Raw genomic sequence first — 26603 nt, forward strand, 5'->3', positions numbered from 1 at the left:
GTCCGGCGTTTGAGGACGAGGCCCCTTCAGGGCCGAAAGCGGGGGTCTGGGGGCGCAGCCCCCAGGGATGGGACGGGTAGGGGCGGCGGGGGCGAGAAAAACTCAGCCCTGCGGCAGCACCACCGCACGGCCCGCGATGTCCCCCGCGTGCAGACGTTCGTAGGCCTCGGGCGCCTCCTCGATGGAGAACGTCTCGACGTGCGCGGACACCAGCCCCTCCCGGGCAAGCGCCAGCACATCCATCAGCTCGGGCCGGCTCCCCCAATAGGGAAACGCCGCCGACACCTCGAACGGCAACCCACCCCCGAACCCGACAGCCAGCGTGCCCCCGCCGAGGCCCACGACAGTGACATCACCCTCCACCGCCACCGACGCCGCCGCGACAGCCACCGTCGCCTCGGCCCCGACGAAGTCCAGGACGACCTCCGCCCCGATACCACCCGTGAGTCCCCGGACCCGTGCCGCCGCCTCACCGTCGGAGCGCAACGTCTCGTGCGCCCCGACCTTCCCGGCCAGCTCCAGCTTCTCCGCGCTCACGTCGAGGGCGATCACCCGCGCCGGGGTCAGCGCGCGCAGCAGCTGAACCGCGATGTGCCCCAGACCGCCGACGCCGATCACCACCGCCGTGCTGCCGGGCAGCAGCTTCGGAAGGGACCTGCGGATCGCGTGGTACGGGGTCAGCCCGGCGTCGGTGAGGGGCGCGGCCTGCACGGGGTCGAGGCCGTTCAGCGGAACGAGGTGACGGGTGGAGTCCACGAGCATGTACTCCGCCAGCGCGCCGGGGGATCCGAGCCCCGGCGGCATGATGCCGAGCCCGGCGGCGTGCGGGCAGCAGTTCTCCTTGCCCTCGGCGCACTTGGGACAGCGACCGCAACCCCAGGGGCCGTACACCGCGACCGCGTCGCCCTCCGCCACGGCGGTGACACCGGAGCCCAGTGCCGCCACCGTCCCGACACCCTCGTGACCGAGGGTCATCGGCAGCGGGTAGGGGAACTGTTCCTCGGGCCAGCCCATCACCGCCAGATCGGAGTGGCAGATCCCCGCCGCCGTCACCTTCAACAGCACCTGGCCCGGGCCGGGTTCGGGCACCGGTACCTCTACGACCTCGGGGGCGTGCCCCACCCGTCGGTACTGAACAGCCTTCATTCTTCGACCTCCTTGTCCGGAGTGGTATCCGGCCGGGCCGCCGTCCGGCGGCGCAGCACGGCGGGGAGAGCGATCCGGCCACCCGTGAGGACCAGCGCCACGATGAGGACCGAGCCGGTGAACAGACTTGTGGCCCACTGCGCGCTGGTGGCGAGCCCGAGCCCCGTGATGCCCGTGCCCAGCAGGAGCACCGCGAGGACCGTGCCCCAGGCGTTGAAGCGGCCGGCGCGCAGCTGGGTCGCCCCGACGAACGCGGCGGCGTAGGCGGACAGCAGATACGGGGTGCCCGCGGTCGGCGAGCCGGATCCGACCGAGGACGCGAAGACGACGCCCGCGAATCCGGAGAGCAGGGCGGAGGCCATGAGGGTCAGGAAGCGCAGCCGGTTCGTCCGTACGCCCTGCAGCCGGGCCGCGTCGGCGTTGAAGCCGGTCGCGTACAACCGGCGCCCGGTGGCGGTGTGTTCGAGCAGGAACCAGATGGCGACTGCGGCGAGCAGCAGATACAGCACCGGCAGGGTGATGCCGCCGGCGTCCAGTTGGGCGATGTCCGCGAACGGCTTGGCGAGCAACTGCACACCGGTGATCGAGCTGTCGTTGGTGACCATGGTGATCAGTGACTGGATCAGCGCACCGGTGGCGAGGGTGGCGATGAACGAGTCGACGCGCAGCACCACCACCACGACTCCGTTGACGACTCCGATCAGCAGTGCCGCGCCCATCGCCAGGGCGATGGCGGTGGCGGGGCCCAGTCCTGTGGAGACCAGGAAGTGGGCCGTCAGGACGCTGGTGAGGGACATGGTGTACGCGACCGACAGATCGAAGACGCGGGCGGCCAGCGGCAGTACGACGCTGAGCGCCACCAGTCCGGCCACGGCGTTGCCGTTGAGGACCTGCTTGACCGTGATGACGGTCGGGAAGGTGTCGGGCGCCCACACCGAGAAGACCACGGTGATCAGCAGCCACACGTAGACGGCGCCGATGTTGCGGAACGACAGGGCCGCCACCACGCGCCGCCCGAGCGCGCCCGGGGAGGGGACCGGGTGCTCGTCGGGTCCGGTGGGCCGGAGCTCTGCGGCCCGGGTCGGGGTGGATGTCATGTCACTCGGTTCCTTCCATGGCGTGCACGAGCGCGGACTCGGTGATGTCCCGGCCGCTGATCTCCCGTGCGATCCGGCCGTCCCGTACCACCAGGACGCGGGTGCACAGCGCGAGCAGGTCCTGTGTGTCGGAGGAGGACACGATCACGCCCATGCCGTCGTCGGCCTGGCGCTCTATCAGGTCGTACAGCTGGAGGCGGGTGGCGATGTCCACGCCGGCCGTGGGCTCGCACAGCGTCAGTACGGGTGGGCGCTGGGCGAGACAGCGGGCCATGACGACCTTCTGCTGGTTGCCGCCGCTCAGCGTGGTGATCCGGGCGCCGGCCGGATGACGGTCGGTCGTCCGTACGCCGACCCGCCGGATCCAGTCCTGGGCGAGGGCGGCCTCGCCGTGTCGGCGCAGCCGTCCGAAGCGGGCGCGCAGCCGGTCCAGGAGCGGAAGGGTGAGGTTCTCGCCGACCGAGAAGTCACCGATCACGCCCTCGGTCGCCCGGTCCGCCGGGACCAGGGGGAGGCCGAGGCCGTGGGCGTCGCGCGCCTCGGTCCACGCTGCCGAGCGTTCGGGCAGCCGCAGCCTGCCGGTGACGCGCCCGGCGTGGGCGCCGCACACCGCGTACGGCACCAGCTCGTGGCCGGAGCCCACCAGGCCGGTGATCCCCAGGCGCTCACCCCTGGCCAGGTCGAAGCCGACTCCCCGCAGGGGGCCCGCCCACAGGTCGCGGACCTCCAGTACGGGGTTGGCGGGGCCGGAAGTCGGCGAAGGCGGCGCCGGACGGTGGTCGGTCTCCATCTCCTCGCCCGCCATCAGCTCCGCCAGCGAACGCGGAGTGAGCTCGGCGACCGGGCGGGTGGCGATCCGGCGCCCGCCGCGGATCACGGTGACCCGGTCGGCGAGCGCGAAGATCTCGTCCATCCGGTGCGACACGTACAGCACGCCGGCGCCGGCGTCGCGGACCTCCCGCACGATGTCGAAGAGGCGGGCCACCTCGCCGGGCGGGAGTACGGCCGTCGGCTCGTCGAGCACCAGGACCCCGCGGCGGCCCTCCCAGCCCTGCAGCGCGGCGGCGATGGCCACCACCGTGCGCTGGACCGGCGTCGCCGAAGACAGGGGCCGGCGTACGTCGATGCCGAGGCCGAACCGTTCGACCAGGGCGCTCGTCCGTTTCTCCATCTCCGCCCAGCGGATGTTGCCGAGGGCGGTACGGGCGAAGCCGTGACTGAGGGCCAGGTTGTCGATGGCGCTCAACTCGCCCACCAGGCCCAGCTCCTGGTGGACGAAGCGCAGCCGGTCATGGCGGGAGGCGGCGACCTGGCCGAGGCCGAAGGGCTCGCCGTCGAGCTCGGCGACCGCGCCGGGCTCCGCGTGGTGGTACCCGGCGAGGATCTTGATGAGGGTGGACTTGCCGGAGCCGTTGGGGCCGATCAGGGCATGGATCTCGCCCGGCGCCACCTCGAGGTCGACGTCGTCGAGGGCCAGGGTGCCGCCGAATCTCTTCGACAGGGCGGCCACCCGCAGTACCGGCCCGGCCGGCACCGGCGTCCCGGTCAACTCAGCCCCCACAGCGCCTTGAACTGCGCCTGGTAGCCCTCCACGATCGGGAAGTCGCCGTCGGCCGAGGGCAGGTTGTCCTTGGTGACGAGCATGTTGGGCAGTACGGCCTGCTGGTCCACGTCCATGGACTGGCCGGTGAACTGCCGGGCCAGCGCGTCGGCCTGCAGCCAGGCCGTCTCGTGGGAGTTCAGCGCCATCGCGCCGTCGGTGAGACCGCTCTGGATGTACTGGTAGTTCTGCGCGTCACCCACGTTGACGACGATGTGCTTGCCGGTGAGGCCGGCGGTCTTCAGCGCGGCCGGCACACCCACGTTGAGCAGGCCGAGGGAGAACACGACGTGCGTCACCTTCGGATGCGACCGGAGGTACGACACCACGCGGTCCGGCATGTCCTTGCCCACCGAGGTGATCGGCACGTCGACGTTGTCCAGCGCGCAACCGTCGCACCACTCCTGGTACTTGGCGGCGAAGGCGTCCTTGACGGGCTTGAGGATCGTGTAGGCCGGCAGATCGAAGTAGACGGTGTCCGCCTTCGCGTCGCTGTTCGAGACGACCCATGAGGCGAGCATCTCGCCCTGGACGGCCACGTCCTTGGGCCCGTTCTTCAGCAGGGAGATACCGTCGCCCGCCACGTCGTCGGCGTTCGACTGGAGGACGGGGATGCCGGCCGCCTTCAGCTGCGCGAGCTGCTTGGCGTAGACGGCACGGGGGAAACCGGAGGCGATGACGGCGTCCGGCTTGTCGCGCAGAACCTGCTCGTAGGCCGCCTGGACGGACTCCGGGGTGCCCTGGGTGGCGATCTGCTTCACCTGCCAGCCGAGTTCCCCCGCGGCCTCCGTGAAGAAGTCGGCCAGGTCCTTGCAGGACTGGACACCGCAGAGGATGAAGTCGATCTTCTTGCCCTTGGGGATGGGCTTGCCGACGGGCTGGGTCACGGAGATCGCGGCCGGCCGCTCGGAGTACTTCGCCAGGGCCGCGCGGGCCGCCGACAGGCCGGGAGAGCCGGGCGCCGCCGCCTGCGTCGAGTCGGCGGCGGGAGTGGTTCCGGAGCCGCACGCCGCCAGGGTGAGCAGGGCGGTGACGGGGGCGATCGCGGTGAGGGCGCGGCGGACCGCGCGACGGGGTCTGGAACTCATCGTTGAGTACTCCCGAGGTGTGTCGCCTGCGCCGCCGAGACCCGCGTCGCTCTCGCGCTCGCGGCGGTCGGCTCGGCCAGGCGGACCGAATCTGTGGTGCCCGGGCGGGAACGCCACGGGGCGGGGCCGGGACGGACAAAGATCGTCCCGGGACCAGGAATTTATGACCAGAAACTTATGAGGCACTACAGCCTCAAGTGGGTCGGAGTGTGACATGCCTCAGCGGGCTTGGGGAGAGGGTCGCCGCAACAATTTGCGGGATTACGCTGTATTGGCGTGGTGACCTCGGGAGAAGCGGGATCCGTCACCGGCTCGAGTGTTGCTCCCGGCCGCAACCGGTAACTACACTCACTCTAAAGTTTCTGCCGGAGGAGAAAAGATGGACGAAACATCGGAGCCGGCCACTGCGCGGTGCCCCGGGCCCAGCGTCCAGGACTACCTCGACCAGGACAGCCGGCCCGTTCCCCCCGCCCTGCGGTTCGAGCGCAACGACCCCCTCGGCAGCGAGGACATCGACCACGCCCGCTTCACCTCCCGCGAGTGGGCCGAACGCGAGATGCGCCAGGTCTGGCGGCGCGTATGGCAGTTCGCCTGCCTGGAGAGCGAGATACCCGAGGTCGGCGACCACGAGATCTACGAGATCGGCGACGACTCCCTGATCGTCGTCCGCACGGCGCCCGACGAGATCCGCGCCTACGTCAACGTCTGTCTGCACCGGGGACGCAAACTGCGCACGAGCGGCGGCAACGTCGGCGAGTTCCGCTGCTCGTTCCACGGCTTCGCCTGGAACCTCGACGGCACCATGCAGACCCCGCCCTGCGCCTGGGACTTCCCGCACGTCACCCCGGAGAAGTTCGCCCTCCCCGAGGCCCAGGTGGCCACCTGGCGCGGCTTCGTCTTCATCAACATGGACCCGTACGCCGAGTCCTTCGACAGCTACCGCGGCACCTTCGACGACTACTACATCTGGCCGTTGGAGAACCGCTACAAGTCGCTGCACATCGGCAAGGTGCTGCCCTGCAACTGGAAGATCGCCCAGGACGCGTTCATCGAGTCCTTCCATGTGATCGCCACGCACCCGCAGATGCTGCCGTGGCTCGCCGACGCCAACTCGCAGTACGACGTCATGGCGGACCAGCCCAACTGGAACCGGATGATCAACATCCAGGGCGCGCCCAGCCCGCACGTGGCCGACTCCGTCACGGAGGAGGACGTCCTCGAGACCTTCTACGACTCGCGCTCCTTCTACGCCGCGGCCCAGGGCCGTGACCTGGTGATGCAGGAGGGCGACGAGCTGCCGGCGATCCCGCCCGGCGGCACCGCCCGCCAGGTCCTCGCGGAGCGGATGCGCGCCCAACTGGCGGCCACCTCGACGCAGGACTTCTCGAAGACCCCGGACACCGAACTCCTGGACGCCATCAACTACTTGCTGTTCCCCAACTTCAACCCCTGGGGCGGCGCCAAGTCGAACATCATCTACCGGTTCCGGCCCAACGGCCTCGACCCCGACTCCTGCACCGCCGAGATCATCTTCATGTCGTCCCCGAAGCAGCCCGGCGAGCTGCCGCCCCCGGCGAAGATCCGCTGGGTGCCCGAGGACATGCTCTTCGCCGACATCCCCGAACTGGGCGTGCTCGGACCCGTCTTCGACCAGGACTGCGAGAACCTCCCGTACGTCCAGCAGGGCCTGAAGGCGATGCGCAAGCCGGGCATCACGCTGGCCAACTACCAGGAGAGCCGCATCCGCCACTTCAACCGGACGCTCGACCGGTGGATGGAGAAGTGACCCACCGGGTGGCGGTCAGACCCTCCGGTGCCGAGCTCGAAGTCCTGGACGGCGAGGACCTGTTCACCGCCGCCCAGCGGCTCGGCTACCGCTGGCCCACCGTGTGCGGCGGCCAGGGCACCTGTCGTACCTGCTTCGTGCAGGTGGAGGAGGGCGCCGAGAACTGTTCCCCGGTGGGCCCGCTGGAACGCGAGGGCATCGAGTCCCTGCGCAGGCCGGTGGACGGCCTGACCCGGCTCGCCTGCCGGCTCCGGGTCGAGGGCCCGGTGACCGTGACCAAGCGCGGCGTGCGCCGCCGAGTGCAGGAGTGAGACCGCCATGTCCAAGCAAGTGACCCACCCGCTGACCGGGCATGTGTACCGGCTCACCGAGGACGGACTGGTCGAGGTGACCGACCCCAGGACCGGGGCGCGGGGCGTCTTCGACTTCCAGGCCCGCTGGCAGTCCGGCGAACTGCGCCACGCCGACCTCCAGATGGCCGGCTGGGTCGGCCGCCTGGCCCAGCGGCGTACGTCCCCGCAGCCGGAGCAGTGAACCCCGTGACACCCGTGACGCCGCCTCGTAGGACCCGGGTGGTCTGCCTGGTGCGCCGGCCCGACGGGGAGCCGCTCCCCACCGACTTCGCCGTGGAGGAACGCCCGCTGCCGCCCCTGGGAGAGGGGCAACTGCTCGTGCGCAACCTCTACATGAGCGTCGACCCGTCCATGCGCGGGCGCCTGGAAAGCACCGAGAAGCACTACACCCACAACTTCACCCCGGGCTCGCCGCTGGACGGACGGGCCCTCGGCGTCGTGGAGGAGAGCCGCTGCGAGGCGGTGCCGCCGGGCACGTACGTCCGTCATCAGCTCGGCTGGCGCGAGCGGGCCGTCATGGACGCCACCGACACCGACGGTGCGGGACGCATCGACCCCCAACTCGCCCCGCTGCCCACCTGGTTGGGCCTCCTCGGCCAGACCGGGTTCACCGCGTACGTGGGACTGACGCGGATCGCGCGACTGCGCCCCGGGGACACCGTCCTCGTGTCGGCGGCGGCCGGCGCGGTCGGTACGGCAGCCGGCCAGTTCGCGCGTCTGCTGGGCGCGGACCGCGTCGTCGGGACCGCCGGAGGGCCGGACAAGTGTGCTCTGCTGGTTAAGGAGTTCGGCTACGACGCCGCCGCCGACTACCGCGCCGAGCCGGTGCGCGAGGCGCTGGCCCGGCTGGCACCCGACGGCATCGACGTGTACTTCGACAACGTCGGCGGTGAGCAGCTCGCTGCCGCCCTCCACGCCCTGCGGACCGGTGGCCGGGTCGCCCTGTGCGGCATGATGTCGCAGTTCGGCGGCGACCGGGGGACCGTGGACATCAACCATCTGATCCAGGCCGTCCTCAAGCGGCTGACCCTGTGCGGCTTCATCGTCCGCGACCACGACGACCTGCGGCCGGAGTTCGAGCAACGGGTCGCGGGCTGGCTCGCCGAGGGCCGGATCACCGCCCGCGAGACGGTCGTGGACGGCCTGGAGAACGCCCCGGGGGCGCTGCTGTCCCTGCTCGGCGGTGGCAACGTCGGCAAGATGCTGGTGCGGCTGGGTGACTGAAGCAGAGGTGACTGGAACAGAAAAGGGCGCCCCCGTCACGGGGGCGCCCTTTGAGCTCTGTTTCAGCGCATGGGCCGGGACTCCGCGACCGTGTGTCGGTCCAGTGAGACGCCCACTCGGGTCAGTCCGGCCGACGCCGTCCTGAACTCCTTGATGTGCGGGGTGGCGAAGTGCTCGTCGAGGGCCTGTTGCGAGACCCATCGCTCGTACACGCGGATACGTCGCTCGTCGCCGGGGTCCGCCGTCATGGCGTAGTCGAGACAGCCGGGCTCCGCCTCGCGGGTCCGGTGGCCCAGTGCGACGAGATGCCCGAGCATCGTGTCGCGGTCGCCGGGCTCGTAGTCCATCCAGCCGGCGACGATGATTTCCTCAGCCATGCCAGTCACACGTTCCTCTCGCGGTCGTGACCGCGGGCCCGGCGCCGATGGGGAGTCGGCGACGGGCCCACGGCGTACTCAGCTGCCGAGCGCCGCCGGGACACTGTCCACGGTGACCGTGCCCCGCTCGCCGTCGACCGTGATCACCATGCCGTCGCGCAGCCGCCGTGTCCCGTTCTCGACGGAGATCACGGCCGGGATGCCCAGCTCACGGCAGACCACCACGGCGTGGCTGTTGAGCGCGCCCACATCCACGACCGCCGCACCGGCGACCAGGAACAGCGGGGTCCAGGCCGCGTCGGTGATCGGCGCGACCAGCACCTCGCCCGGCTCCAGCGCCTCGCACGAGGCCGGGTCGGTGACCACCCGCACGGTGCCGGTGTACGTGCCGTGGCTGCCGCCCACACCGCCGAGCACCTCGCCCTCGACGGCCGCCGGGGTCCGCTCCTCCGCTCGGCGCGGCCAGGTGTCGATCTCCGTCTGCGCGTCGTCGGCGACGAAGAACGGCGGCTCCAGCTCGTACAGCCCCGCGTACTCCTCCAGCCGCTGCGCGATGACGGCGCCGAAGGACTCCGGGGCGGCGACATAGTCGTCCAGTTCGGTGTCCAGCAGCATCATCACGTCCTCGGGCCGGGCGAACAGCCCCGCCTCGACGCCCCGGCGACCGAGTTCCCGTACGGCCATACGGATCTCGTTGACGACGGTGACGCAGTTCGCCTTGGTGCGCTCGCGGGCCGGGATCCACACCTGGGAGGCGTGCATGCCGGCGTCGAACATGGGCTGCGTCTCCTCGGGCAGCGCGGCCCGGATCTCCCGCGCCGTCCGCTCACGCCCCTCGGTCAGCCGTGTTCGGCGGGCGGCCGGGGAGTCGTCGTCGGGGCTGTGCCTGATCCGGTCGATGAGCGCCAGCGCCTGGACGGGCGCCGCCTCCCAGGACAGCGCGTGGATGTCCCACTCGTTGGGGCCCCGGTCGCCGGACTCCGCGAGGAACTCCTCGAAGGAGTCCCGGAACGCCTTCACGTCCCCGGTCGCGGTGGCGAGCGCCTCCTCCACGGCGGCCGTCCCCCGGTCGAACAGCGCGGTCAGCTCCGCCGAGGCGGCCACCTGGCGGGACAGCGTCCACAGCCCGGTCGAGGGGGAGGCCGAGTCGACGTCACCGAGACCGCCGATCAGGTCGAGCATGGCGCCGGGGCGGTCCACGCTCGCACAGAGCGGGCCGAGGATCGCCGGTCCGACGGACGCGGGCAGCGACGACTCGACGTGCCGCTGGAAGGTCGTCTCCACCTCGTCCAGCAACGACCGTGCGTGCGCGACCAGTTCGGCGTCGGAGAGCTGTGTCAGGTCGGGGCGTGTACGGCGCAGGGCGCGCAGCCGTTCCCGGTCGGCGTCGGCCTCGGGGAAGCCGGACTGGCCGAGCATCCGCCCCAGTGTCGCGCCCGCCTTTCCGGTGAGTTCCTCGTCCTGGTCGTCCGGGTGGGCCACGTACACCGGTGTGTCGGAGCGCTGACCGACGAAGGCCGCGTCGATCTGGTCGGCGGTCTGGCCCATCCGGATGCCGAACAGCCGCATGTGGGACAGGTTCAGATAGAAGTGGCCGCCGAACATGCCGACGAACGGCGGCCGGTCCCCGGCGACCTCCTCCTCGCGGTAGATGCCGAAGCCGACGAAGCCGTTGCGCCAGCCCTGCAGGCCGCGCCCCCAGACCAGGGTCCAGCCCAGCGGGCTCGCGGGGTCCGGCAGGGTCTCGCCCGCGTTGGCCCGGGTGTAGTGCGGCAGCCGCTCACTGCGCTGCCAGTCCGTGATCCAGCTCTTCATGACCGACATCTCCCGCCGTCCGTACCAGTAGCCATGCCCCTGCCCATACCGGTCGCCGTACCCGCCCCTGCCCGTCCGCCGCCTACCACTGCGCCGTTCCGCCGTCGACGCTGATCAGCGTGCCGGTGATACCCGCCCCGGCGTCGCTCGCGAGCAGCGAGGCGACCGCGGCGACCTGCTCCACGGTGGTGATCTGCTTGGTGGCGGCGTGCTCGGCGAACCGGCCCAGCCACTCCTCGTAACTGATGCCCTCGGCCTCGGCCGCGGCGGGACCGGCGGCCCGCATGAGGTCGGTGTCGACGGCGCCGGGGCAGATGGCGTTGCAGGTGATGCCCTGGGTGCCGTACTCGAAGGCGGTCGCCTTGGTCAGGCCGTGGATGGCGTGCTTGTTGGTGATGTAGTGGCTGATCGCGGGCTTGTTGGCCTGCTTGCCCTCCACCGACGAGATGTTGATGATGCGGCCCCAGCCGCCCTCCAGCATCTTCGGCAGCGCGCGGCGGGTGCCGTAGAAGTAGCCGTTGACGTTCAGGTTGAGGGCGTCGTGCCACGCCTCGTCGCTGAGCTGGTGGATCGGGGCGAAGCCGGAGCTGCCGCCCACGTTGTTGACCCAGATGTCGAGCCTGCCGAAACGCTCGGCGGCGAAGTCGGCGAGGGCCTCGATGTCCTGCTGGCTGTTGGCGTCGCAGGGGTGGAAGACGGCCCGGTCCCCGGCGCCCATCTCCTCCAGGGCCTGCTTGCCCTTGACCTCGCTGCGGCCGCTGACCACGACCGTGGCGCCGTCGGCGAGGAAGGCCTCGGCGATGGCGCGGCCGATGCTGCGCGTGCTGCCCGTGATCACCGCGACACGTCCGTCGAGGCTGCCCGTAGCCACCATGGTGTTCTCCCGCGAGTCTTGTTGGTTGCTCACCTGGCGGCTCTGGAGGCCCCGGTGGGGCTCTGGTCCAGGTGCTGGTGAATGGTGCGGTGGAAGTGCTGGAGTCCGGGTTCGTTGCGTCCGAAGACGAAGTCGGTCCCGGCGGAGGCCAGGGCCTTGAGGCCCTGCTGGACTCCGTAGGTGGTCGCGTAGTCCTCGTCGCGGACCACCTCGTGGAACCACTCGCCGAACCGGTCGGCGGCGTGGCGTTCCTCGTCGGTGACCGCCGGTTCGCGCAGCAGGATGATCTGCTGGGTCACCGACTCGGTCGCCGTGCGGGGGAGTACGAGGGACACGGCGATCTTCTGGCGCCAGCCGCCGGCGATCGCCAGGCCCGGGAAGAGCCAGTAGATGGGCCCGACGCAGTCACCGGGGTCCCGCTGGTCCGGCGGCAGTTCGGCGGCCTGTGCGATGGGGCGCAGGGCCGGTGCGATGCGCTGGTGGGGGCCCCAGGTGTCGTGGGCCATCATGTTGGAGAGGTTCGTCTCGAACACCGTCTTCGGGTGCAGCGAGGCGAAGTGGTACGTCTCCAGATAGCCGTCGAGGGTGACCTTCCAGTTGGGACTGGGCAGCTCGCCGGTGGAGTAGTGGTGGCACTCCGCCAGCCGCAGGCCCTCGAGCAGCGGCAGCAGGTCACCCAGCCAGCCGTCCAGGTCGGGTTCGGCCGCCGGGTCGAGCGAGACGAAGACGATTCCCGCGCGTTCCCCGGCAGGGAGGCGGACGAGGCTGCGGCCCTCGCGCGGTACCTCGCCGAAGGTCTTCTCCGCGTACACACCCCGCAGCTCCCCGGCCAGGTCGTAGGACCAGGAGTGGTACGGGCAGGTGAGCCGCTTCGACACTCCGCAGCCGGGTTCGACGATCTTGGCGCCCCGGTGCCGGCAGGCGTTGATCATCGCGTGCACGGCACCCTGCCGGTCACGGGTGATCAGTACGGGGATGCCGAGCACGTCGATCGACTTGTACGTGTTCGGCCCGGGCAGCTCGCAGGACATCGCGAGCGGCAGCGGGACGCTCCGGTGCACGGCGTCCGTCTCGCGCTGCCAGCGGTCGGCGTCGAGGTAGTTGGCCACGGGTTCCGTCCACTGGCCGTCCGCCTCGTGCGTCGTGTTGGCGCGGTAGTGCGCCATCACCCGCTCGACGAGTTCCGCCGCCTCGCGCCGCATCGCCTCCGACGACGCGTCGGTGGACCGGTCCTGGCTGATCCACGACGAGTACTCGGGGGTCGAGGGCGCGGACGGGACGGAGGGGGCCGAGACCGGTGTCCCGCGCCCGGCGTCCGTTTCCCGAATCTCCGGCGAACTGATCTGGACCACGATGTCCTCACAATCTCCCCAGCCGCGAGCCGGTGACCGGCTTCCGAAGCGCCAACTGGGTTGTGTCCGAAACGACAACAGGACTTAGTGTGCTCTGTCAATAGAAAGTGTCGAAGAAGCCGCTCGGTGTTCCGTGGGGGTGGGTGCGATGGTCATGACCCTGCCGTTCGAGGTGGGCGTGGTGGTGCGGGATCTCGAGTCGATGGAGCGCTTCTACCGCGACGTCGTCGGCTGCCGTGTCGAGCGCCGCTCGTACGTACCGGAGTCGATCGGCGGCCCCGCCGGGCTCGGCGGCGAGCTGACGGTGGTCTGGCTGCGGGTGCCCTCCGGGGGGTGTGTCAAGTTGATCCATCCCCGGTCGGGTGTGGTGTCGGGGCGTGCGGTGCCCTGGTCGCCCGGGCGTCCCGGACTGTCGTATCTCACCTTTCACATGGCCGACTTGGACCCGGTGGTGGAGGCGCTGCGGGCCGCCGGTGCCCGCCCCCTGTCGGACCCGGTCGTCGTCCTCGCGCGCGGCCGGCGGATCAGCTTCTGGGCGGATCCGGAGGGCAACGTCGTGGAGCTGGTGGACGCGCGGGACGGCAACCGGGACCCGGGGCATAGTAATTAGAGACTCTGTTCAGTAAGGTGCCCACGTGCTGGTTACTGTAGACCGGCATAAGTAAGTCCGATCGCTTGGCAACCTCCCTCGGACGAAGGGGCGGACGATGGCTCAACGAGCGTCGACGGCATCGAAGAAATCCCCGCAGGTCACCCCGCTGGTCAGCCCGGGCGTGATCAAGGACCTGCATGAACGCATGGTGCGCATCCGGCTGTTCGAGACCGAGGCGGGCAAACTGATGGAGGCGGGCAAACTGCCCGGCTTCCTGCACCTCTATGTCGGCCAGGAAGCCGTGGCCGCCGGCGTGATGACGGCCCTGCGCGACGACGACCAGATCACCTCCACGCACCGAGGCCACGGACACGCCGTCGCCAAGGGCGTCGGCTTCCGCGCCATGTACTCCGAGCTGTACGGCCGGGTCACCGGCGCCTGTCTCGGCCGCGGCGGCAGCATGCACATCAACGACCTCACCCGCGGCATGCTCGGCGCCAACGGCATCGTCGGGGCCGGCGTCCCGATCGCCGTCGGGGCCGCCTTCGCCGCCCGCTACAAGGGCGAGGACAGCGTCGCCGTGACCTTCTTCGGTGACGGCGCCACCAACATCGGCGCCTGGCACGAGGGCGCCAACATGGCCGCGATCCTCGGCCTGCCCGTGGTCTTCGTCTGCGAGAACAACGGCTACGCCGAGTTCACCCCGCAGTCCGGACACATGCTGCTCACCGACGTCGCCGACCGGGCCGCCGCCTACGGCATGCCCAGCGTGATCGTCGACGGCATGGACGCGGTCGCCGTCCACCGCGCCGCCACCGAAGCGGTCGAACGGGCCCGGCGCGGCGAGGGCCCGATGATGATCGAGGCCAAGACCTACCGCTTCTTCGACCACCAGGGCGTCAAGGGCCTGCGGCACCCCTACCGCTCGGACGAGGAGGTCGCCGGGTGGAAGTCCCGCGACCCCATCGACGTCATCGAGGCCCGGGCGATCGCCGACGGCACCGCGACCCGCGCGGAGCTGGACGACGTATGGCAGCGCACGCGCGACGAGATCGCCGAGGCCATCGCCTACGCCGAGTCGAGCCCGCTGCCCGACCCCGCCGACCTGCTGCTCAACGTCTACTCGGGATGACCGCCATGACCGTCACGACCACGACCACGGAAGCGCCGGCCGTCGCCACGCGCAAACTCAGCTACGTCAAGGCCTTCAACGAGGGTCTCGCCCAGGCCATGCGCGAGGACGAGAACGTCTTCGTCGCCGGTGAGGACGTCGCCGGCTACGGCGGTGTGTTCCGGATGTTCGACAACCTGCTCGACGAGTTCGGCCCCCGCCGCATGATCGACACCCCGATCTCCGAGGCAGCCCTGGTCGGCCTGGGCGTGGGGGCCGCCGCCCGGGGGCTGCGCCCGGTCGTCGACCTGATGTTCATGGACTTCATCGGCGTCTGCCTCGACCAGATCGTCAACCAGGCCGCGAAGATGAAGTACATGTTCGGCGGCGGACTGTCCGTGCCGCTCACCATCACCACCGCCTCCGGCGCGGGCCTGGGCGCCGCCGCGCAGCACAGCCAGAGCCTGGAGGCGTGGCTCGCCCATGTGCCCGGCCTCAAGGTGGTGATGCCGAGCGACGCGTACACCGCCAAGGGGCTGACCGTCTCCGCCATCCGGGACGACAACCCGGTCGTCGTCATGCTCAACAAGGTCCTCCTCGGCAGCACCAGCGAGGTGCCCGAGGGGATCTACGGCATCCCGCTGGGCCAGGCACACACCGCCCGGCACGGCTCGGACGTCACCGTGATCGCCCTGGGCCGGATGGTCGGGGAGGCCCTCGCGGCGGCCGACGAACTCGCCGCCGAGGGTGTGGAGATCGAGGTGATCGATCCGCGTACGGTGCAGCCGCTGGACACCGAGACGATGTTCGCCTCCGTCCGCCGCACCAACCGGGTGCTCGTGGTGCACGAGGCGGTCACCTTCGGCGGGCTCGGGGCGGAGATCGCCGCCCAGATCCAGGACGTCGTCTTCGACTACCTGGACGCGCCGGTCCTGCGCATCGGCGCCCCCTTCTCGCCCGTGCCCTTCTCCCCGGTCCTGGAGAAGGCGTACGTCCCCGATCGCGCCCGCATAGCCCAGGGCTGCCGGCGTCTCCTCGAAAGGTCGTGACCGACATGGCGGTCGAGGTTCTGCTGCCGAAGATCGGCCTGACCATGCAGGAAGGCACGATCGACGAATGGCTGGTGCCCACCGGTGCGTCCGTCGCGGAGGGCGACGCGCTGCTGCGGCTGGCCACCGACAAGGTGGACGTCGATGTCGAGGCGGAGGCCGGGGGCCTGTTCCATCCGGCGGTCCCGGCGGGCGCAACAGTCCCGGCCGGCGCCCTCATCGGCTGGCTCCTGGCGGAGGGCGAACAGCCACCGGACCCGGGGGGTACGCCGATGCCCGCCGGGTCCGGTCTCGGCTCGGGTGCGGTCGACGCGCCTGCCCTGGACAGCGGCAACCCGCAGGGCGCGCAGACCCTCACCGGCAGTGGCGTGACCGCGGAGGGCGCCGCCGCGGCAGCTTCCAGAAACGGTGGGCGGCTGCTGGCCTCGCCGAACGCTCGGCGTGTCGCCGCCGGCGACATCGATCTCGCCGGCGTACGTGGTACCGGACCAGGTGGCCGGATCGTCTCCGAGGACGTGGAGGAGTTCCGCGCCGCCCTGCCCGGCGATCCCGTGGTGCTGCCGGTTCAGCCGGGCGGCTCCTCGCCGCTTGTTCGCAAGCTGGCCCGGGAACGGGGCATCGATCTCGCCGGCGTCAACGGCACCGGGCCCGGCGGCCGTATCCGTCGCTCCGACCTCGACGCCGTCACCGTCACCTCGGCGCCTGTCCGCCGTAACGCGGCGACGACGGCCCCTCGGCCCGGCGACGTCCTCCCGCTCACCGGGATGCGCGGCACCATCGCCCGCAGGATGCACGCCAGCCTTCAGGAGATGGCCCAGCTGACGCACGGCTACGAGGTGCGGATGGACGCCGTGGTGTTGCTGCGGGACCGGCTCAAGGAGGAGTGGGCCGACAGCGAACTGCCCGTGCCGAGCCTCAACGACTTCCTGATGAAGGCCGCCGCCCTGGCCCTGCGCGAGCACCCCCTGCTCAACGCGACCGTGCGCGAGGACGGTGTCCACCTGCTCGAAGGCATCCATCTGGGCTTCGCGGTGGCCGTTCCGGGCGGCCTCATGGTCCCCGTGATCGAGGACGCGGTGACTCAGCCGCTCCCCGAGATCGCCCGCCGGGCGAAGGATCTCGCCCAGGCCGCTCGGGAGGGGCGGATCTCCCCGGCCCAACTGGAAGGAGCCACCTTCACCGTCACCTCGCTCGGCGGGTACGGCGTCGACTTCTTCACCCCGGTGATCAACCCCGGCAATGTCGCGATCCTCGGGGTGGGCCGGCTCAGGGACGGAGTCGAGTGGGTGGACGACCGGCCCTCACGGACCCGCGTGCTCACCCTGAGCCTCACCTTCGACCACCGTGCCGTCGACGGGGCGCCCGCCGCCGAATACCTGCGCACAGTCGGTGAGTTGCTGCGCAGACCGCTCCGCCTGCTGGTGTGAGCGGAGCACCGCGCAGCGTGCTACCAGTGCTACCCGGCCGGGTCGGCGATCCGCTCCGCGAGTTCGCCGACCTCCCGCACGAAGGACCGGTGCCCCAGCGACCGGTACACGTCGTCGCCCCGTACCTGCGAGATCGCCGCGGTCTCCAGCAGCGCCAGCAGGCCCAGGCCGATCACCGCCGCCTCGGCGTCGGAGACGGACGCGCGGGCCTTGTGGATCAGCCGCACCAGTTCCGCCAGCAACTCCGTACGGCTCTGCTGGCGCAGCGCCTCCGCGTCCTGGCTCATCCCGGCCGACGACACGAAGAACACGGTCGCGGCGGACCGGTGCTCGCCCATCCAGGCCAGCAGCGTGGTGACGGAAGCGGCGATGTCGGAGCCGGGCTCATGGCCCTCCGTGACCGCCTGCAACTGCTCGCGCAACGCGGCGGCGAACGCCCGCATGGCCTCCGCCAGGACCTGGTCCTTGGAGGAGAAGTGGTAGTACACCGCCGCGGAGGTCATCTCGGCGCGAGCGGCGATGTCGGCCACCGTCACCTCGTCCGGCGGCTGCGTCGCGAACAACTCCGTGGCCGCTTCGATCACCCACTGCTTCCGCGACGGGCGGTGGGCGGCGCGGGTTCCGGATGTCGTCATACTGTCAAGTATGCCGGGATCCCGGCGCCCCGGAGGCCAATGTGCAGCGGGAATTATGCGGATGGGCGATCTTAGTTACTGGATACACTGGTCAGTACGCAGGGCCCACGGACGCGGGGGACACGCCAAGCCGGCAGGGAGCACGATGGCCACGACGAACAACGGCAAGCAGCCCGCCCACCGACCCTCGAGGCGGCTGCACATCATCACCGCCGCCGTGCGGGTCTTCGGCCGCAGAGGCTTCGCGGAGACCAGCATCCAGGACATCGCCGACGAGGCCCAGGTGGTCCCCACCGCCGTCTACTACCACTTCGACGGCAAGGAGGAACTGCTCGAGCTCGCCATGCGCCGTGTCTTCGACCAGCTCAACGCGGTCGTGGAGGCGGCCCGGCCGGAGTCCGAGCCGGGTGACGCGGAGGGCCTGGTCCGCGTCATCGACGCGGTGTGGGAGTGGGTGGAGAAGAACCCGGACGAGGCCCGCCTCTACCAGGTGCAGGTCGCCTCGGCCAACGGCAGCGTCAAGGTCCTGCGGGACGAGTTCGAGCAGCGGCACATCCAGCGCGGCTACGACTACCTGCCCGAGAGCACCACCCGCAGCCCCCGGGCGGCGAAGGCGAGGCACGCGGCACAGGCGCTCGCGGTCCGCACCCTGATCAGCACGACCATGCTGGTCACCGCACTGCGGGCGGAAGGCGGACCGCTGTCCCAACTGCCCTCGCGGTCCGTGCTCGAGGCGGTAAGGGAGCTCGCGCTGCGCATCGTCGCCACCGAACAGGAACCGACGCCGCCGACGCCGCCCACTCGGGGCACCCGGCGGAAGAAGCCGGCCGTCGCCGGCGCCACGGACCTGACCTGACCTGCCCTGACTTTCTCAAACCGTCAGGACCGAGCAGGCGCTGATTCCGGGGGCCCCGTACACATGGGTGAAGCCCACCCGGGGCGAGCCCGGTACCTGCGCACCCGGGGCCCGGCCCTGTAGCTGTCGTACGACCTCGTGGAACTGGCGCAGCCCGGAGGCGCCGACCGGCTCCCCGCCCGCCAGACAGCCGCCGTCGGTGTTGACCGGTATCCGGCCCGTGGGATCCGTGGCTCCGGCGGCCAGCAGTTCCTCCTGCTCGCCGTGTGCGCACAGGCCGGTCTCCGCGAGGTGGATCAGTTCCGAGCCGCTGTCGGTGTCCTGGAGTTGGGCGACCTGGACATCGGCGGGCCGTATCCCCGCCGTACGGTAGGCCGCCTCGGCCGCGTCGACGCTGGGGCTGTGGTGCGGTCCCGGCGGCAGCCAGGGCGAGAACACCTCGAACGAGCCGAACCGCCGGGTCCGGAACGCCAACGACGCCAGCTTCACGGGCTGTTCGCACAGGTCGAACGCGCGGTCGCCGAGCGCCAGCACCAGGGCCGCCGCGCCCTGACCGGGAGAACAGAACATGTACTGGGTGAGCGGGGGACTGACCTCGGCGGAGTCGAGGATCTCCTGCTCCGTCAGCGGCTTGCGCCGCCAGGCAAGGGGGTGTTGCGAGCCGTTGCGGAAGGCCCGCGCGGCGACCATCGCCAGCGCGCGCTCCGAGATCCCGTGCTCGTACAGGTACCGCTGGGTCTTCAGCGCGAAGAACTGGGTGGTCAGCATCATCCCGGTCTCGGCGTACCAGTCACCCAGGCCGTAACGGGCGGCGGAGACATGGAACGCGCCCCGCTCGTGCTTGTCGAACCCCACCGCCAGTCCCACGGACGCCTCGCCCGCGCGCAGCGCGTTGGCCACCGCCAGCACGGTGGAGGCACCGGTCGCGCAACCGTTCTGCACGTTGACGAAGGGCACGCCGGTCAGACCCAGCCGGCCCACCAGCGTGTCCGGCTTGCCGGAGACGTCGGAGCCGCCGGCCGCGAAGCCGATGTCCTCCCAGACCACGCCGGCGTCGGCCAGCGCCTCGCGTATCGCGCCCTCGGCCATGTCCATGCCGGTGACGCTCTCGTCGCGGCCGAAGGGACGCATCCCGCAGCCGACCACGTACACCTCGTCGCGCCGGCTCATAGCTCCCCGTCCCGCTCTGCGCGGAACGCGAAGGTCACCACGTCGGTCCCGTCGTCGTCCCGGTACGCGGGAACCGTGGTCAGCCGTACCGGCAGACCGATCCGGATCTCCGCACGCGGAACCGTCAGCAGCGCCTCGACCAGCACCTCACCGAGGTCCACATAGCCCACGTGATAGGGCCGGTGGCCGTCGGCCGGCGTCCGGTACGGCGGTTTCGGCGGGAACGCCTGACGGGTCCACGACCACACGCGCCCACGCACCGGCAGTACCTGGGCGGACATCGCCCCCTCCGAACACCGGGGGCACGAGGCCTGCCGGGGAAAGACGACCGTGCCGCACCCCGAGCAGCGGGCGCCGGCGAGACGCGGCGGCTCCCCGTCACCCGACTCGGGGTTCCCCGGGTTCTCGAACAGCGACTCGTCGATGAGCCTGGTGGACATGTCCGTCCCTCCCTTCCTCTCCTGAGGTTCTTTCGGTGTCACCAGCCCAGCAGGCCGGCCAGCCGTTCCCGATGGTGTGCGGCGCCGCCCAGCAGCACCGCGTCGGACTGGGCCCGCCGGAAGTACAGGTGTGCGTCGTGCTCCCAGGTGAAGCCCATCCCGCCGTGCAGCTGTACGCACTCGGCGGCGACGGAGACGAACGCCTCGCCGCACCACGCCTGGGCCACCGCCGCCGCCTCCGCCAGCGCCTGCGGGGAGCCGTCCGTCAGGACCGCCCGGACCACGGCCGACCGTGCGGCCTCGACCTGGAGGAGCATGTCGGCGCAGGCGTGCTTGACGGCCTGGAAGCCGCCGATCGCCCTGCCGAACTGGGTACGGTCGCGCACATGGGCCACCGTCATGTCCAACGCGGCCTGCGCGCCGCCCAGTTGCTCGGCGGCCAGCGCCACCAGGGCCACGTCCAGAGCGCGGGAGACGATGTCCGCCCCCTCGCCGCCGGCGGTAAGCGCCCGGACGCGGGCGCCGGAGAAGGCGACCACCGCCTGGCCCCGGCTGAGGTCGAGCGTGGGCACCCGGCGCGCCGTGACCCCCGGCTCGCGCGGGTCGGCGAGGAAGAGGTCGACGCCGTCGGTCCCGGCCGCGGCGACCACCAGCGCCTCCGCGTCGGCGCCGTCGAGGACGAACGGCGCGGTGCCGTCCAGCAGCGGGGTGCCGCCGTGCCAGGAGACCGCCACCGGCACGGCGTCGGCCCGCCATGTCCCGTCGGGCGATGCCACCGCCAGAGCGTGCACGGCGCCCTCGGCCAGCCTGGCCAGCGCCCTGTCCGCCGTACCGCAACCGGCCAGCACCTGTCCGGCCAGCACGGTGGAGGACAGCAGCGGCACCGGGGCCAGCGTCCTGCCCAACTCCTCGCAGACCACGGCGATCTCGGCGAGACCGCCGATGCCTCCCGCCGCCTCGGGCAGACCCAGGCCCGCGAGCCCGACCTGCCGGCCGAGCGCGTCCCACAGGCCGGCGTCGATACCGGGGGCGGCCTCGGACAGCCGGCGTACCGCGCCGGTGCCGCCGGCGTCCGCGCACACCGACCGTACGGTCTCGCGGAGGTCCTCCAGTTCGGTGTCCGACAGGGCCGTGCCTTCGGTGACGGTGCTGGTCATCGTGCGCTCCCGCTGTCGTCGTACCGCTGCGGCCGCTCCGGCTCCCGCAGGGCGCTGTGTGCCGCCGCCATCCGGGCCACCGGCACGCGGTGCGCGGAACAGGACACGTAGTCGAGGCCGAGGTCGTCGCAGAAAGCGATCGACTCGGGGTCGCCGCCGTGCTCACCGCACACGCCCAGCTTGATGCCGGGCCGCACCCGCCGGGCCCGCTCGACCGCCAGGGCGATCAGCGCGCCCACCCCGTGCGGATCGAGCCGCGCGAACGGACTGGCGGTCAGAAATCCGCGTTCCTGGTAGTCGGCGAGCACCTGGCGCTCGACGTCGTCCCGGGAGAACCCGTAGGTGAGCTGGGTGAGATCGTTGGTGCCGAAGGAGAAGAACTCGGCGTGCTCGGCGAGTTCCCCGGCCAGCAGCGCGGCCCGTGGCGTCTCGATCATCGTGCCGAGCCGGTACGGGACCTCCACCCCGGTGCGGGCTGTGACGGCGTCGGCGGCTCCTCGTACGTACGCGGCCGCGGCGGCGAGTTCCTCCGGCAGGCTGACCAGCGGGATCATCACCTCCAGCGCCGGCCGCACGCCGGTAGCGGCGACCTCCGTCCAGGCGGTGAACAGGGCCTCGGCCTGCGCCGGGTAGAGCCGCTCGTGCAGCAGCGCCAGCCGGACCCCGCGCAGCCCGAGCATCGGGTTCGCCTCGCGCAGTTCGGCGGCCCGCTGCTCCTCGGCCGCGTCCAGGGCCTGCCCGGGCGCGGGCAGGAACTCGTGCAGCGGGGCGTCCAGCAGACGCACGGTCACCGGGCGGTTCCCCACTGCGGCCAGCAGCGCGCGGAAGTCCTCGTGCTGGGCCCGCTCCAGTCCCGACATCGCCTCGTCGCGGGCGGCCGGGTCGGCGGCCAGCAGCACCCGGCGGATCAGCGGCAGCCGATCACCGAGGAACTGGTGCTCCGTACGGCACAGCCCGACGCCCTCCGCACCCAGGGCGAGAGCCGTGTCCACCTCGGCGGCCGTGTCGGCGTTGACGCGAACCCCTAGGCGGCGTGCGCCGTCCGCCCACTCCAGCAGGGTGGACAGCTCGGGCGGCGGCCCGGCGACACTGACGCTCAGCGTCCCCGCGTAGACGGCGCCGGTACGGCCGTCCAGCGAGACCGGGTCGCCCTCGCGCACCAGCCGCTCCCCGAAGCGGACCGTCCCGGCGGCCACGTCGACGCGCAGCCCCTCGGCGCCGCACACGGCGGGCTTGCCGGCGCCCCGGGCCACCACGGCGGCGTGCGAGGCGATGCCGCCGCTGCCGGTCAGTACGGCGGCGGAGGCAAGCATTCCCGGGACGTCCGCCGGGGTCGTCTCGGCGGCCACGAGCACGACCCGTGTACCGTCCGCGGCCAGTTCCAGGGCACGTCCGCTGGAGAGGACGACCACTCCGGTGGCGGCCCCCGGGGAGGCGGGCAGCCCCTTCACCAGGAGTTCCTCCGTACCGGTCAACCGCAGCTGGGGGTGCAGGAGTTCCTGCACCTGCGCCGGTGTGATGCGCCGTACGGCCTCCTCGTGGCCGATCGCGCCGTCCCGGGCCAGGTCGGCGGCCAGGCACACCGAGGCCCGCAGCGGCGGGCGGGGCTGCGCGGAGGCGGCGAGCAGGGAGATCTCGTCGTCGCGCACCTCGAAGTCGACCGTCACCGGCGCCCGCAGATGACGCTCGAGGGTGAGCAGGGAGTGCTCGAGCAGAGCGGTTCCGCCCGCGAGCCGGTCCAGGGGTTCCCCGGTGTGCGGTGGCGGGGCGCTGCGGCGCACCCCACGGAAGAAGGAGCCCCGCGGGGCGAGGCGCCCGGTCTCGGGGTCGCGGCTGACGGCTGTGCCGTAGCCCGAGTGGTCCGCCGGGCCGATGCGCAGGGCCTGCACATGCAGGGCGAGCGCCAGGTCGGCGGGCAGCCGCTGGGAGCGGCGGGACCTTCTCGCGCGTGGCGAGTCCCACCGGGCGAGGAGGGCGCGGGCGGCCAGCGCGAGCTGCTGCGCCGGGTCGTCGGGGAAGGGCCGGGAGCCGTGCTCGGCGGCCAGGGCCAGCAGCACCTCCACCCGTTCCCGAGGTCCGGGCGTGTCCAGGACGGCGTCGTCGAGCACCGCGCCCGGGACGTCGAGGGCGTACTCGGCGATCATCCGCACGGTGGCGGCCCATACGTCGTACAGCGCGTCCGCCCGCCCGATGACGGCGCACGCGGCGTCCGCACGGGCGGGGGTGAGGCCCAGACAGGCCAGGTCCGGCGGCAGCCCGGCGATCTCGGTCGGCGCGCTCGCCGACAGCCGCAGCAGCAGTGGCCGGGCCGGGTCGCCGATGTGCCGTCCCGCAAGCTGTTCGACCAGTTCCACAGCGGCTTCGGCGGTGTCCGCCTCGCACAGCGACGCGGACGCGCCGGCGGGCACGGTGAGCCCCGGTACGACCGGCAGTCCGAGGGCGACCAGCCCGTCCATCGCCGCGCCGTGCGCGCCCAGTTCATCGGCGGCCAGGCCCCGGCTCCGGCCCTGCCCGTAGGGCACGAGGATCCGGCCGGGCGTCGCGAAGGCCGTATCGGACTGTGCGAGCGGGCCCGCCTCGCGGTCGGTGACGCTCAACCCCGGCTCCTGGTGACCAGCTCCTCTTCGCGGGCCTCGTCCTCGGCCCGGCTGATGCCCAGGACGAGCAGCAGCTCCTGGTGCAGCCGCATCCACACCGTGTGGTACGAGTCGCACAGCGGCGAGGCGAGCCAGGCTGGCGCGCCGTCGTCGAAGCGGTCGAGGGCTTCCTCGAGGGCCGTCAGGTACCGGTCGCTGCCCGCGAGCACCGGGCCCAGCCGGCGCAGCACGGGCTGAATGGCCTCGTGCACGTCCTCCAGCGACTCCCGCACACCGGCGTCGTAGACGTCGTCGGAGTGGTCGTTGGCGGAGCCGTCCGGGCGGCACTGCCATGCCGTGCACACATCGCGGATCTTCCGGTTGACCGGCAGGAACGCCTCGTAGGCGGCGGTGATCCGCTCCTCCCGCTCCGAACCGGCGGGAACCCGAAGGAGCCGCGCGGCGGCCTCCTTGGCCCGCTCGGTCGGCAGCACCACCGGCCCCTTCACCATCGCCAGGCCGGCGTCGACCAGCGGACGGTGCTCGGACTCCGGTCGGCCGCGCCACATACCCCGCAGCACGAGGTCGACGACGGCTTCGGTGAGGGGCTCGTCGGACGCGTCCGGAAGGTCCACGGCAGCAGATTGCATCGCCACACCTTTTGCTCGGTTTCGTGTTGCCCGGAGGTTACGCCCCGGCGGGCCGGTTAGTGAAGAGGGTCTCAAGAAACACTTTTGGCGGCGAGGAACGACGTCATGCGCTCCTGGGCCGCTGTGCCAGCCGCCAAGGAGGCGATCAGGCGTGCCTCCTCGACGAGGTGGAGGCGCAGCTCCGCACCGCTGCCGGCGCGCAGCAGCCCCTTCGCGGCGCGCAGGGCGTCACCGGCGCCGGCGGCCAGATCGGCCGCGGTCCGGTGTGCCGCCCGGTCCAGTTCCTCGTCCTCCACGCACCGGGAGACAAGGCCCCACTGTTCGGCGTCGCCCCCGGTCAGGACCCGGTTGGTCAGGATCAGGTCGGCCGCCCGGCGGGGCCCCACCAGGCGCGGCAGGAACCACGAGGCCCCGCAGTCCGGCGTGAGCCCGATCGCCGTGTACGCCAGCCGGAACCGCGCGGACCGGGCCGCCAGGACGATGTCACCCACGAGTGCGAGGCCGATCCCGCCGCCCGCGGCCGCGCCGCGCACGGCGGTCACCAACGGCACCGGCAGTTCGTACAGGGCCTGTATCGCCGCGTGCGCGGCGCTCGCCACCGCGTGCACATAGCCGCCCGTCTCCGTGCCGAGACCGGCGAATGCGCGCAGGTCACCGCCCACGCAGAAGCTGCCGCCCGCCGACCGCAGGAGCACCGCGCCGCCCGGATCGGCGGCCACCTCGGCGGTCGCGTCACGCAGCGCCTCGGCCGTCCTCAGGTCCAGGGCGTTGCCCCGCCCCGGGGCATCAAGTCTCACCTCGACGACCCCGTCGTCGTGGCGGACGATCCGGACCGGGTCGCTGCTCGCGGGGAGGGTCATGGGCTTGCTCCTGTCGTCTTCCCGTCGCCGGGTGCCTTCCGGCAAGATACTTAAGACGCTATACAGTTTCTAGAACGCGACGGGAGTCGATGCCCGTACGCCCGTCGGCGGGAGGCCCCGTGCCCATTCAGTTCGATGTCGATCCGGCTGTCGCCCAACTCGCCGCGTCCACGGCCGAGTTCGTGCGCGAGGTGGTCATCCCGGCCGAGCGCGAGTGCGGCGGGTCCGTGCACGACGCCCCCGAGGACCTGCGTCGGACTCTTCAGAAAGCCGCCCGTGAGGCGGGCGTGTTCGCCCCGCACGTGCCGGCCCGCTGGGGCGGACACGGGCTCGACCTGCGCGGACAGGCGGTGGTGTTCGAAGCGGCGGGCTACTCGCTGCTCGGACCGCTGGCCCTGAACTGCGCCGCCCCGGACGAGGGCAACATGCACCTCCTGGAGAAGGTGGCCACCGAGGAACAGCGGGAGAGGTACCTGCGTCCGCTGGCCGCGGGCGACATTCGCTCCTGCTTCGCCATGACCGAGCCCGCCCCGGGAGCGGGCGCCGACCCCCGCTCCCTGCGCACCACCGCGACCCGGGTGCCAGGCGGCTGGCGTATCGACGGACGCAAGTGGTTCATCACCGGCGCCCATGGAGCCAGCTTCGCCATCGTCATGGCCCGCACCTCCGGCAGCCCAGGCGACCCGGGCGGCGCCACCATGTTCCTGGTCGACGCCGACACCCCCGGTATGCGCGTCGTCCGGGACATCGAGACCCTCGACGAGTCGCTCTTCGCCGGGCACAGCGAGCTCGTCTTCGAGGAGTGCGTGGTGGGGGAGGAGCAGGTGCTCGGCGCGGTGGACCACGGCTTCGAGGGCGCCCAGGTACGGCTCGGGCCCGCCCGGATGACGCACTGCATGCGCTGGCTGGGGGCGGCCCGCCGCGCCCAGGACGTCGCGCTGGAGCGGGCGGGGAGCCGGATGGCGTTCGGCTCGACCCTTGGCGACCTCGGCATGGTCCAGCAGCTGCTGGCCGACTCCGAGATCGACATCGAGGCGAGCCGCGCCCTGATCCTGCGTACCGCCTGGGAGCTGGACACCGGCTCCGCCGCGGCTTCGCAGCTCACCTCCGTGTCCAAGACCTTCGTGGCGGAGGCGGTGAACAGGGTGGTCGACCGGGCGGTCCAGATCTGCGGCGCCCTCGGCATCTCGACCACCGACGCCCCGCTGTCCCGCCTGTACCGGGAGGTCCGGCCGTTCAGGATCTACGACGGCCCGTCGGAGACCCACCGCTTCGCCATCGCCCGCCGAGCGGTACGGCCGTACCGGCAGCCGCGACAGGTGAACCAGGGGGGATGAACCAGCGGGGGTAAGCCAGAGGGAATGACGG

General features: G+C 71.7%; 25 protein-coding genes. 10 read left to right on the plus strand and 15 right to left on the minus strand.

Features of this window, described 5'->3' with window-relative positions:
* Nucleotides 1-102: 102 nt before the first annotated feature.
* From ABZ855_RS11960 to ABZ855_RS11975, 4 genes are read right to left on the minus strand one after another with little or no spacing between them, the layout of a single operon-like run.
* On the minus strand, nucleotides 103-1146 hold the full coding sequence (locus ABZ855_RS11960) for an NAD(P)-dependent alcohol dehydrogenase (RefSeq protein WP_360804926.1): 1044 nt from the start codon (nucleotides 1144-1146) through the stop codon (nucleotides 103-105).
* The gene (locus ABZ855_RS11965; RefSeq protein WP_360804929.1) at nucleotides 1143-2243 is read right to left on the minus strand and encodes an ABC transporter permease; all 1101 of its coding nucleotides are present in this window, start codon (nucleotides 2241-2243) and stop codon (nucleotides 1143-1145) included. Before ABZ855_RS11965 ends, ABZ855_RS11960 begins: the two co-directional genes overlap by 4 nt.
* Before the next feature lies 1 nt (nucleotide 2244).
* A complete protein-coding gene (locus ABZ855_RS11970; RefSeq protein WP_360804932.1) occupies nucleotides 2245-3792 on the minus strand; it encodes a sugar ABC transporter ATP-binding protein in 1548 nt (515 codons plus the stop codon).
* The gene (locus tag ABZ855_RS11975; protein ID WP_360804935.1) at nucleotides 3789-4931 is read right to left on the minus strand and encodes a substrate-binding domain-containing protein; all 1143 of its coding nucleotides are present in this window, start codon (nucleotides 4929-4931) and stop codon (nucleotides 3789-3791) included. The genes ABZ855_RS11970 and ABZ855_RS11975 overlap by 4 nt, the downstream gene beginning before the upstream one ends.
* 379 nt (nucleotides 4932-5310) lie before the next feature.
* On the opposite strand from ABZ855_RS11975, the gene ABZ855_RS11980 reads away from it, so the two are divergent.
* From ABZ855_RS11980 to ABZ855_RS11995, 4 genes are read left to right on the plus strand one after another with little or no spacing between them, the layout of a single operon-like run.
* Complete coding sequence (locus tag ABZ855_RS11980) at nucleotides 5311-6717, plus strand: aromatic ring-hydroxylating dioxygenase subunit alpha (protein ID WP_360804938.1); 1407 nt, start codon at nucleotides 5311-5313, stop codon at nucleotides 6715-6717.
* A complete protein-coding gene (locus ABZ855_RS11985; RefSeq protein ID WP_360804941.1) occupies nucleotides 6702-7028 on the plus strand; it encodes a 2Fe-2S iron-sulfur cluster binding domain-containing protein in 327 nt (108 codons plus the stop codon). Before ABZ855_RS11980 ends, ABZ855_RS11985 begins: the two co-directional genes overlap by 16 nt.
* A 7-nt stretch (nucleotides 7029-7035) precedes the next feature.
* Nucleotides 7036-7251, plus strand: coding sequence for a transposase (locus tag ABZ855_RS11990; protein ID WP_360804944.1), 216 nt, complete (start codon nucleotides 7036-7038; stop codon nucleotides 7249-7251).
* Between the two features lie 5 nt (nucleotides 7252-7256).
* Nucleotides 7257-8294, plus strand: a complete 1038-nt coding sequence (locus ABZ855_RS11995; protein WP_360804947.1) for an NADP-dependent oxidoreductase — start codon at nucleotides 7257-7259, stop codon at nucleotides 8292-8294.
* 62 nt (nucleotides 8295-8356) lie between these two features.
* On the opposite strand, the gene ABZ855_RS12000 is transcribed toward ABZ855_RS11995, so the two are convergent.
* The 4 genes from ABZ855_RS12000 to ABZ855_RS12015 form a co-directional block, all read right to left on the minus strand.
* On the minus strand, nucleotides 8357-8671 hold the full coding sequence (locus ABZ855_RS12000; RefSeq protein ID WP_360804950.1) for a putative quinol monooxygenase: 315 nt from the start codon (nucleotides 8669-8671) through the stop codon (nucleotides 8357-8359).
* A gap of 78 nt (nucleotides 8672-8749) precedes the next feature.
* Nucleotides 8750-10486 (minus strand): PEP-utilizing enzyme, encoded by a 1737-nt coding sequence (locus tag ABZ855_RS12005; protein WP_360804953.1) that lies wholly within the window; start codon nucleotides 10484-10486, stop codon nucleotides 8750-8752.
* An 82-nt stretch (nucleotides 10487-10568) separates the two neighbouring features.
* Nucleotides 10569-11393, minus strand: coding sequence for an SDR family NAD(P)-dependent oxidoreductase (locus ABZ855_RS12010; protein WP_360804956.1), 825 nt, complete (start codon nucleotides 11391-11393; stop codon nucleotides 10569-10571).
* A complete protein-coding gene (locus tag ABZ855_RS12015; RefSeq protein WP_360804959.1) occupies nucleotides 11390-12712 on the minus strand; it encodes an aromatic ring-hydroxylating dioxygenase subunit alpha in 1323 nt (440 codons plus the stop codon). The genes ABZ855_RS12010 and ABZ855_RS12015 overlap by 4 nt, the downstream gene beginning before the upstream one ends.
* A gap of 154 nt (nucleotides 12713-12866) precedes the next feature.
* Between ABZ855_RS12015 and ABZ855_RS12020 the strand changes: the two genes are divergently transcribed.
* The 4 genes from ABZ855_RS12020 to ABZ855_RS12035 all read left to right on the plus strand — a co-directional run bounded on the left by ABZ855_RS12020 (nucleotide 12867) and on the right by ABZ855_RS12035 (nucleotide 16891).
* A complete protein-coding gene (locus ABZ855_RS12020) occupies nucleotides 12867-13322 on the plus strand; it encodes a VOC family protein (RefSeq protein ID WP_360804962.1) in 456 nt (151 codons plus the stop codon).
* A 97-nt stretch (nucleotides 13323-13419) separates the two neighbouring features.
* Entirely contained in the window at nucleotides 13420-14436 is a 1017-nt protein-coding gene (locus tag ABZ855_RS12025; RefSeq protein WP_360804965.1) for a thiamine pyrophosphate-dependent dehydrogenase E1 component subunit alpha, read from the plus strand.
* 5 nt (nucleotides 14437-14441) lie between these two features.
* Nucleotides 14442-15464, plus strand: a complete 1023-nt coding sequence (locus tag ABZ855_RS12030) for an alpha-ketoacid dehydrogenase subunit beta (RefSeq protein ID WP_360804968.1) — start codon at nucleotides 14442-14444, stop codon at nucleotides 15462-15464.
* A gap of 5 nt (nucleotides 15465-15469) precedes the next feature.
* Nucleotides 15470-16891: a dihydrolipoamide acetyltransferase family protein gene (locus tag ABZ855_RS12035; protein ID WP_360804971.1), complete on the plus strand. Its 1422-nt coding sequence runs from the start codon at nucleotides 15470-15472 to the stop codon at nucleotides 16889-16891.
* A 29-nt stretch (nucleotides 16892-16920) separates the two neighbouring features.
* Here ABZ855_RS12035 and ABZ855_RS12040 read toward each other — a convergent pair whose 3' ends face one another.
* Nucleotides 16921-17526 (minus strand): helix-turn-helix domain-containing protein, encoded by a 606-nt coding sequence (locus ABZ855_RS12040; protein WP_360804974.1) that lies wholly within the window; start codon nucleotides 17524-17526, stop codon nucleotides 16921-16923.
* A 145-nt stretch (nucleotides 17527-17671) separates the two neighbouring features.
* On the opposite strand from ABZ855_RS12040, the gene ABZ855_RS12045 reads away from it, so the two are divergent.
* Nucleotides 17672-18382 carry a TetR/AcrR family transcriptional regulator gene (locus ABZ855_RS12045; RefSeq protein ID WP_360804977.1) on the plus strand — a complete coding sequence of 237 codons (711 nt, stop codon included), beginning with the start codon at nucleotides 17672-17674 and terminating at the stop codon, nucleotides 18380-18382.
* Between the two features lie 15 nt (nucleotides 18383-18397).
* Here the strand turns inward: ABZ855_RS12045 and ABZ855_RS12050 are convergent, their stop codons facing one another.
* From ABZ855_RS12050 to ABZ855_RS12075, 6 genes are all read right to left on the minus strand, one after another.
* Nucleotides 18398-19552, minus strand: coding sequence for a thiolase family protein (locus ABZ855_RS12050; protein WP_360804980.1), 1155 nt, complete (start codon nucleotides 19550-19552; stop codon nucleotides 18398-18400).
* Nucleotides 19549-19992: an OB-fold domain-containing protein gene (locus tag ABZ855_RS12055; RefSeq protein WP_360804983.1), complete on the minus strand. Its 444-nt coding sequence runs from the start codon at nucleotides 19990-19992 to the stop codon at nucleotides 19549-19551. Before ABZ855_RS12055 ends, ABZ855_RS12050 begins: the two co-directional genes overlap by 4 nt.
* Nucleotides 19993-20030: 38 nt before the next feature.
* Nucleotides 20031-21149, minus strand: coding sequence for an acyl-CoA dehydrogenase family protein (locus ABZ855_RS12060; RefSeq protein ID WP_360804986.1), 1119 nt, complete (start codon nucleotides 21147-21149; stop codon nucleotides 20031-20033).
* Nucleotides 21146-23746, minus strand: a complete 2601-nt coding sequence (locus tag ABZ855_RS12065; protein WP_360804989.1) for a putative PEP-binding protein — start codon at nucleotides 23744-23746, stop codon at nucleotides 21146-21148. The genes ABZ855_RS12060 and ABZ855_RS12065 overlap by 4 nt, the downstream gene beginning before the upstream one ends.
* A complete protein-coding gene (locus ABZ855_RS12070) occupies nucleotides 23743-24375 on the minus strand; it encodes a hypothetical protein (protein WP_360804992.1) in 633 nt (210 codons plus the stop codon). The genes ABZ855_RS12065 and ABZ855_RS12070 overlap by 4 nt, the downstream gene beginning before the upstream one ends.
* Nucleotides 24376-24446: 71 nt before the next feature.
* On the minus strand, nucleotides 24447-25235 hold the full coding sequence (locus tag ABZ855_RS12075) for an enoyl-CoA hydratase/isomerase family protein (protein ID WP_360804995.1): 789 nt from the start codon (nucleotides 25233-25235) through the stop codon (nucleotides 24447-24449).
* A 119-nt stretch (nucleotides 25236-25354) separates the two neighbouring features.
* Here ABZ855_RS12075 and ABZ855_RS12080 point away from each other — a divergent pair, with 119 nt between their 5' ends.
* Nucleotides 25355-26572 carry an acyl-CoA dehydrogenase family protein gene (locus ABZ855_RS12080; protein ID WP_360804998.1) on the plus strand — a complete coding sequence of 406 codons (1218 nt, stop codon included), beginning with the start codon at nucleotides 25355-25357 and terminating at the stop codon, nucleotides 26570-26572.
* Nucleotides 26573-26603 lie beyond the last annotated feature (31 nt).

This window comes from Streptomyces sp. NPDC047042 (assembly GCF_040644035.1).
Lineage (GTDB): Bacteria > Actinomycetota > Actinomycetes > Streptomycetales > Streptomycetaceae > Streptomyces.

Coding starts and splice junctions, on each gene's coding strand:
- ABZ855_RS11960 (WP_360804926.1), bottom strand. CDS start 1,146: ATGAAGGCTGTTCAGTACCGACGGGTGGGGCACGCCCCCGAGGTCGTA.
- ABZ855_RS11965 (WP_360804929.1), bottom strand. CDS start 2,243: ATGACATCCACCCCGACCCGGGCCGCAGAGCTCCGGCCCACCGGACCC.
- ABZ855_RS11975 (WP_360804935.1), bottom strand. CDS start 4,931: ATGAGTTCCAGACCCCGTCGCGCGGTCCGCCGCGCCCTCACCGCGATC.
- ABZ855_RS11980 (WP_360804938.1), top strand. CDS start 5,311: ATGGACGAAACATCGGAGCCGGCCACTGCGCGGTGCCCCGGGCCCAGC.
- ABZ855_RS11990 (WP_360804944.1), top strand. CDS start 7,036: ATGTCCAAGCAAGTGACCCACCCGCTGACCGGGCATGTGTACCGGCTC.
- ABZ855_RS12000 (WP_360804950.1), bottom strand. CDS start 8,671: ATGGCTGAGGAAATCATCGTCGCCGGCTGGATGGACTACGAGCCCGGC.
- ABZ855_RS12005 (WP_360804953.1), bottom strand. CDS start 10,486: ATGAAGAGCTGGATCACGGACTGGCAGCGCAGTGAGCGGCTGCCGCAC.
- ABZ855_RS12020 (WP_360804962.1), top strand. CDS start 12,867: ATGACCCTGCCGTTCGAGGTGGGCGTGGTGGTGCGGGATCTCGAGTCG.
- ABZ855_RS12025 (WP_360804965.1), top strand. CDS start 13,420: ATGGCTCAACGAGCGTCGACGGCATCGAAGAAATCCCCGCAGGTCACC.
- ABZ855_RS12030 (WP_360804968.1), top strand. CDS start 14,442: ATGACCGTCACGACCACGACCACGGAAGCGCCGGCCGTCGCCACGCGC.
- ABZ855_RS12035 (WP_360804971.1), top strand. CDS start 15,470: ATGGCGGTCGAGGTTCTGCTGCCGAAGATCGGCCTGACCATGCAGGAA.
- ABZ855_RS12040 (WP_360804974.1), bottom strand. CDS start 17,526: ATGACGACATCCGGAACCCGCGCCGCCCACCGCCCGTCGCGGAAGCAG.
- ABZ855_RS12045 (WP_360804977.1), top strand. CDS start 17,672: ATGGCCACGACGAACAACGGCAAGCAGCCCGCCCACCGACCCTCGAGG.
- ABZ855_RS12050 (WP_360804980.1), bottom strand. CDS start 19,552: ATGAGCCGGCGCGACGAGGTGTACGTGGTCGGCTGCGGGATGCGTCCC.
- ABZ855_RS12055 (WP_360804983.1), bottom strand. CDS start 19,992: ATGTCCACCAGGCTCATCGACGAGTCGCTGTTCGAGAACCCGGGGAAC.
- ABZ855_RS12060 (WP_360804986.1), bottom strand. CDS start 21,149: ATGACCAGCACCGTCACCGAAGGCACGGCCCTGTCGGACACCGAACTG.
- ABZ855_RS12070 (WP_360804992.1), bottom strand. CDS start 24,375: ATGCAATCTGCTGCCGTGGACCTTCCGGACGCGTCCGACGAGCCCCTC.
- ABZ855_RS12075 (WP_360804995.1), bottom strand. CDS start 25,235: ATGACCCTCCCCGCGAGCAGCGACCCGGTCCGGATCGTCCGCCACGAC.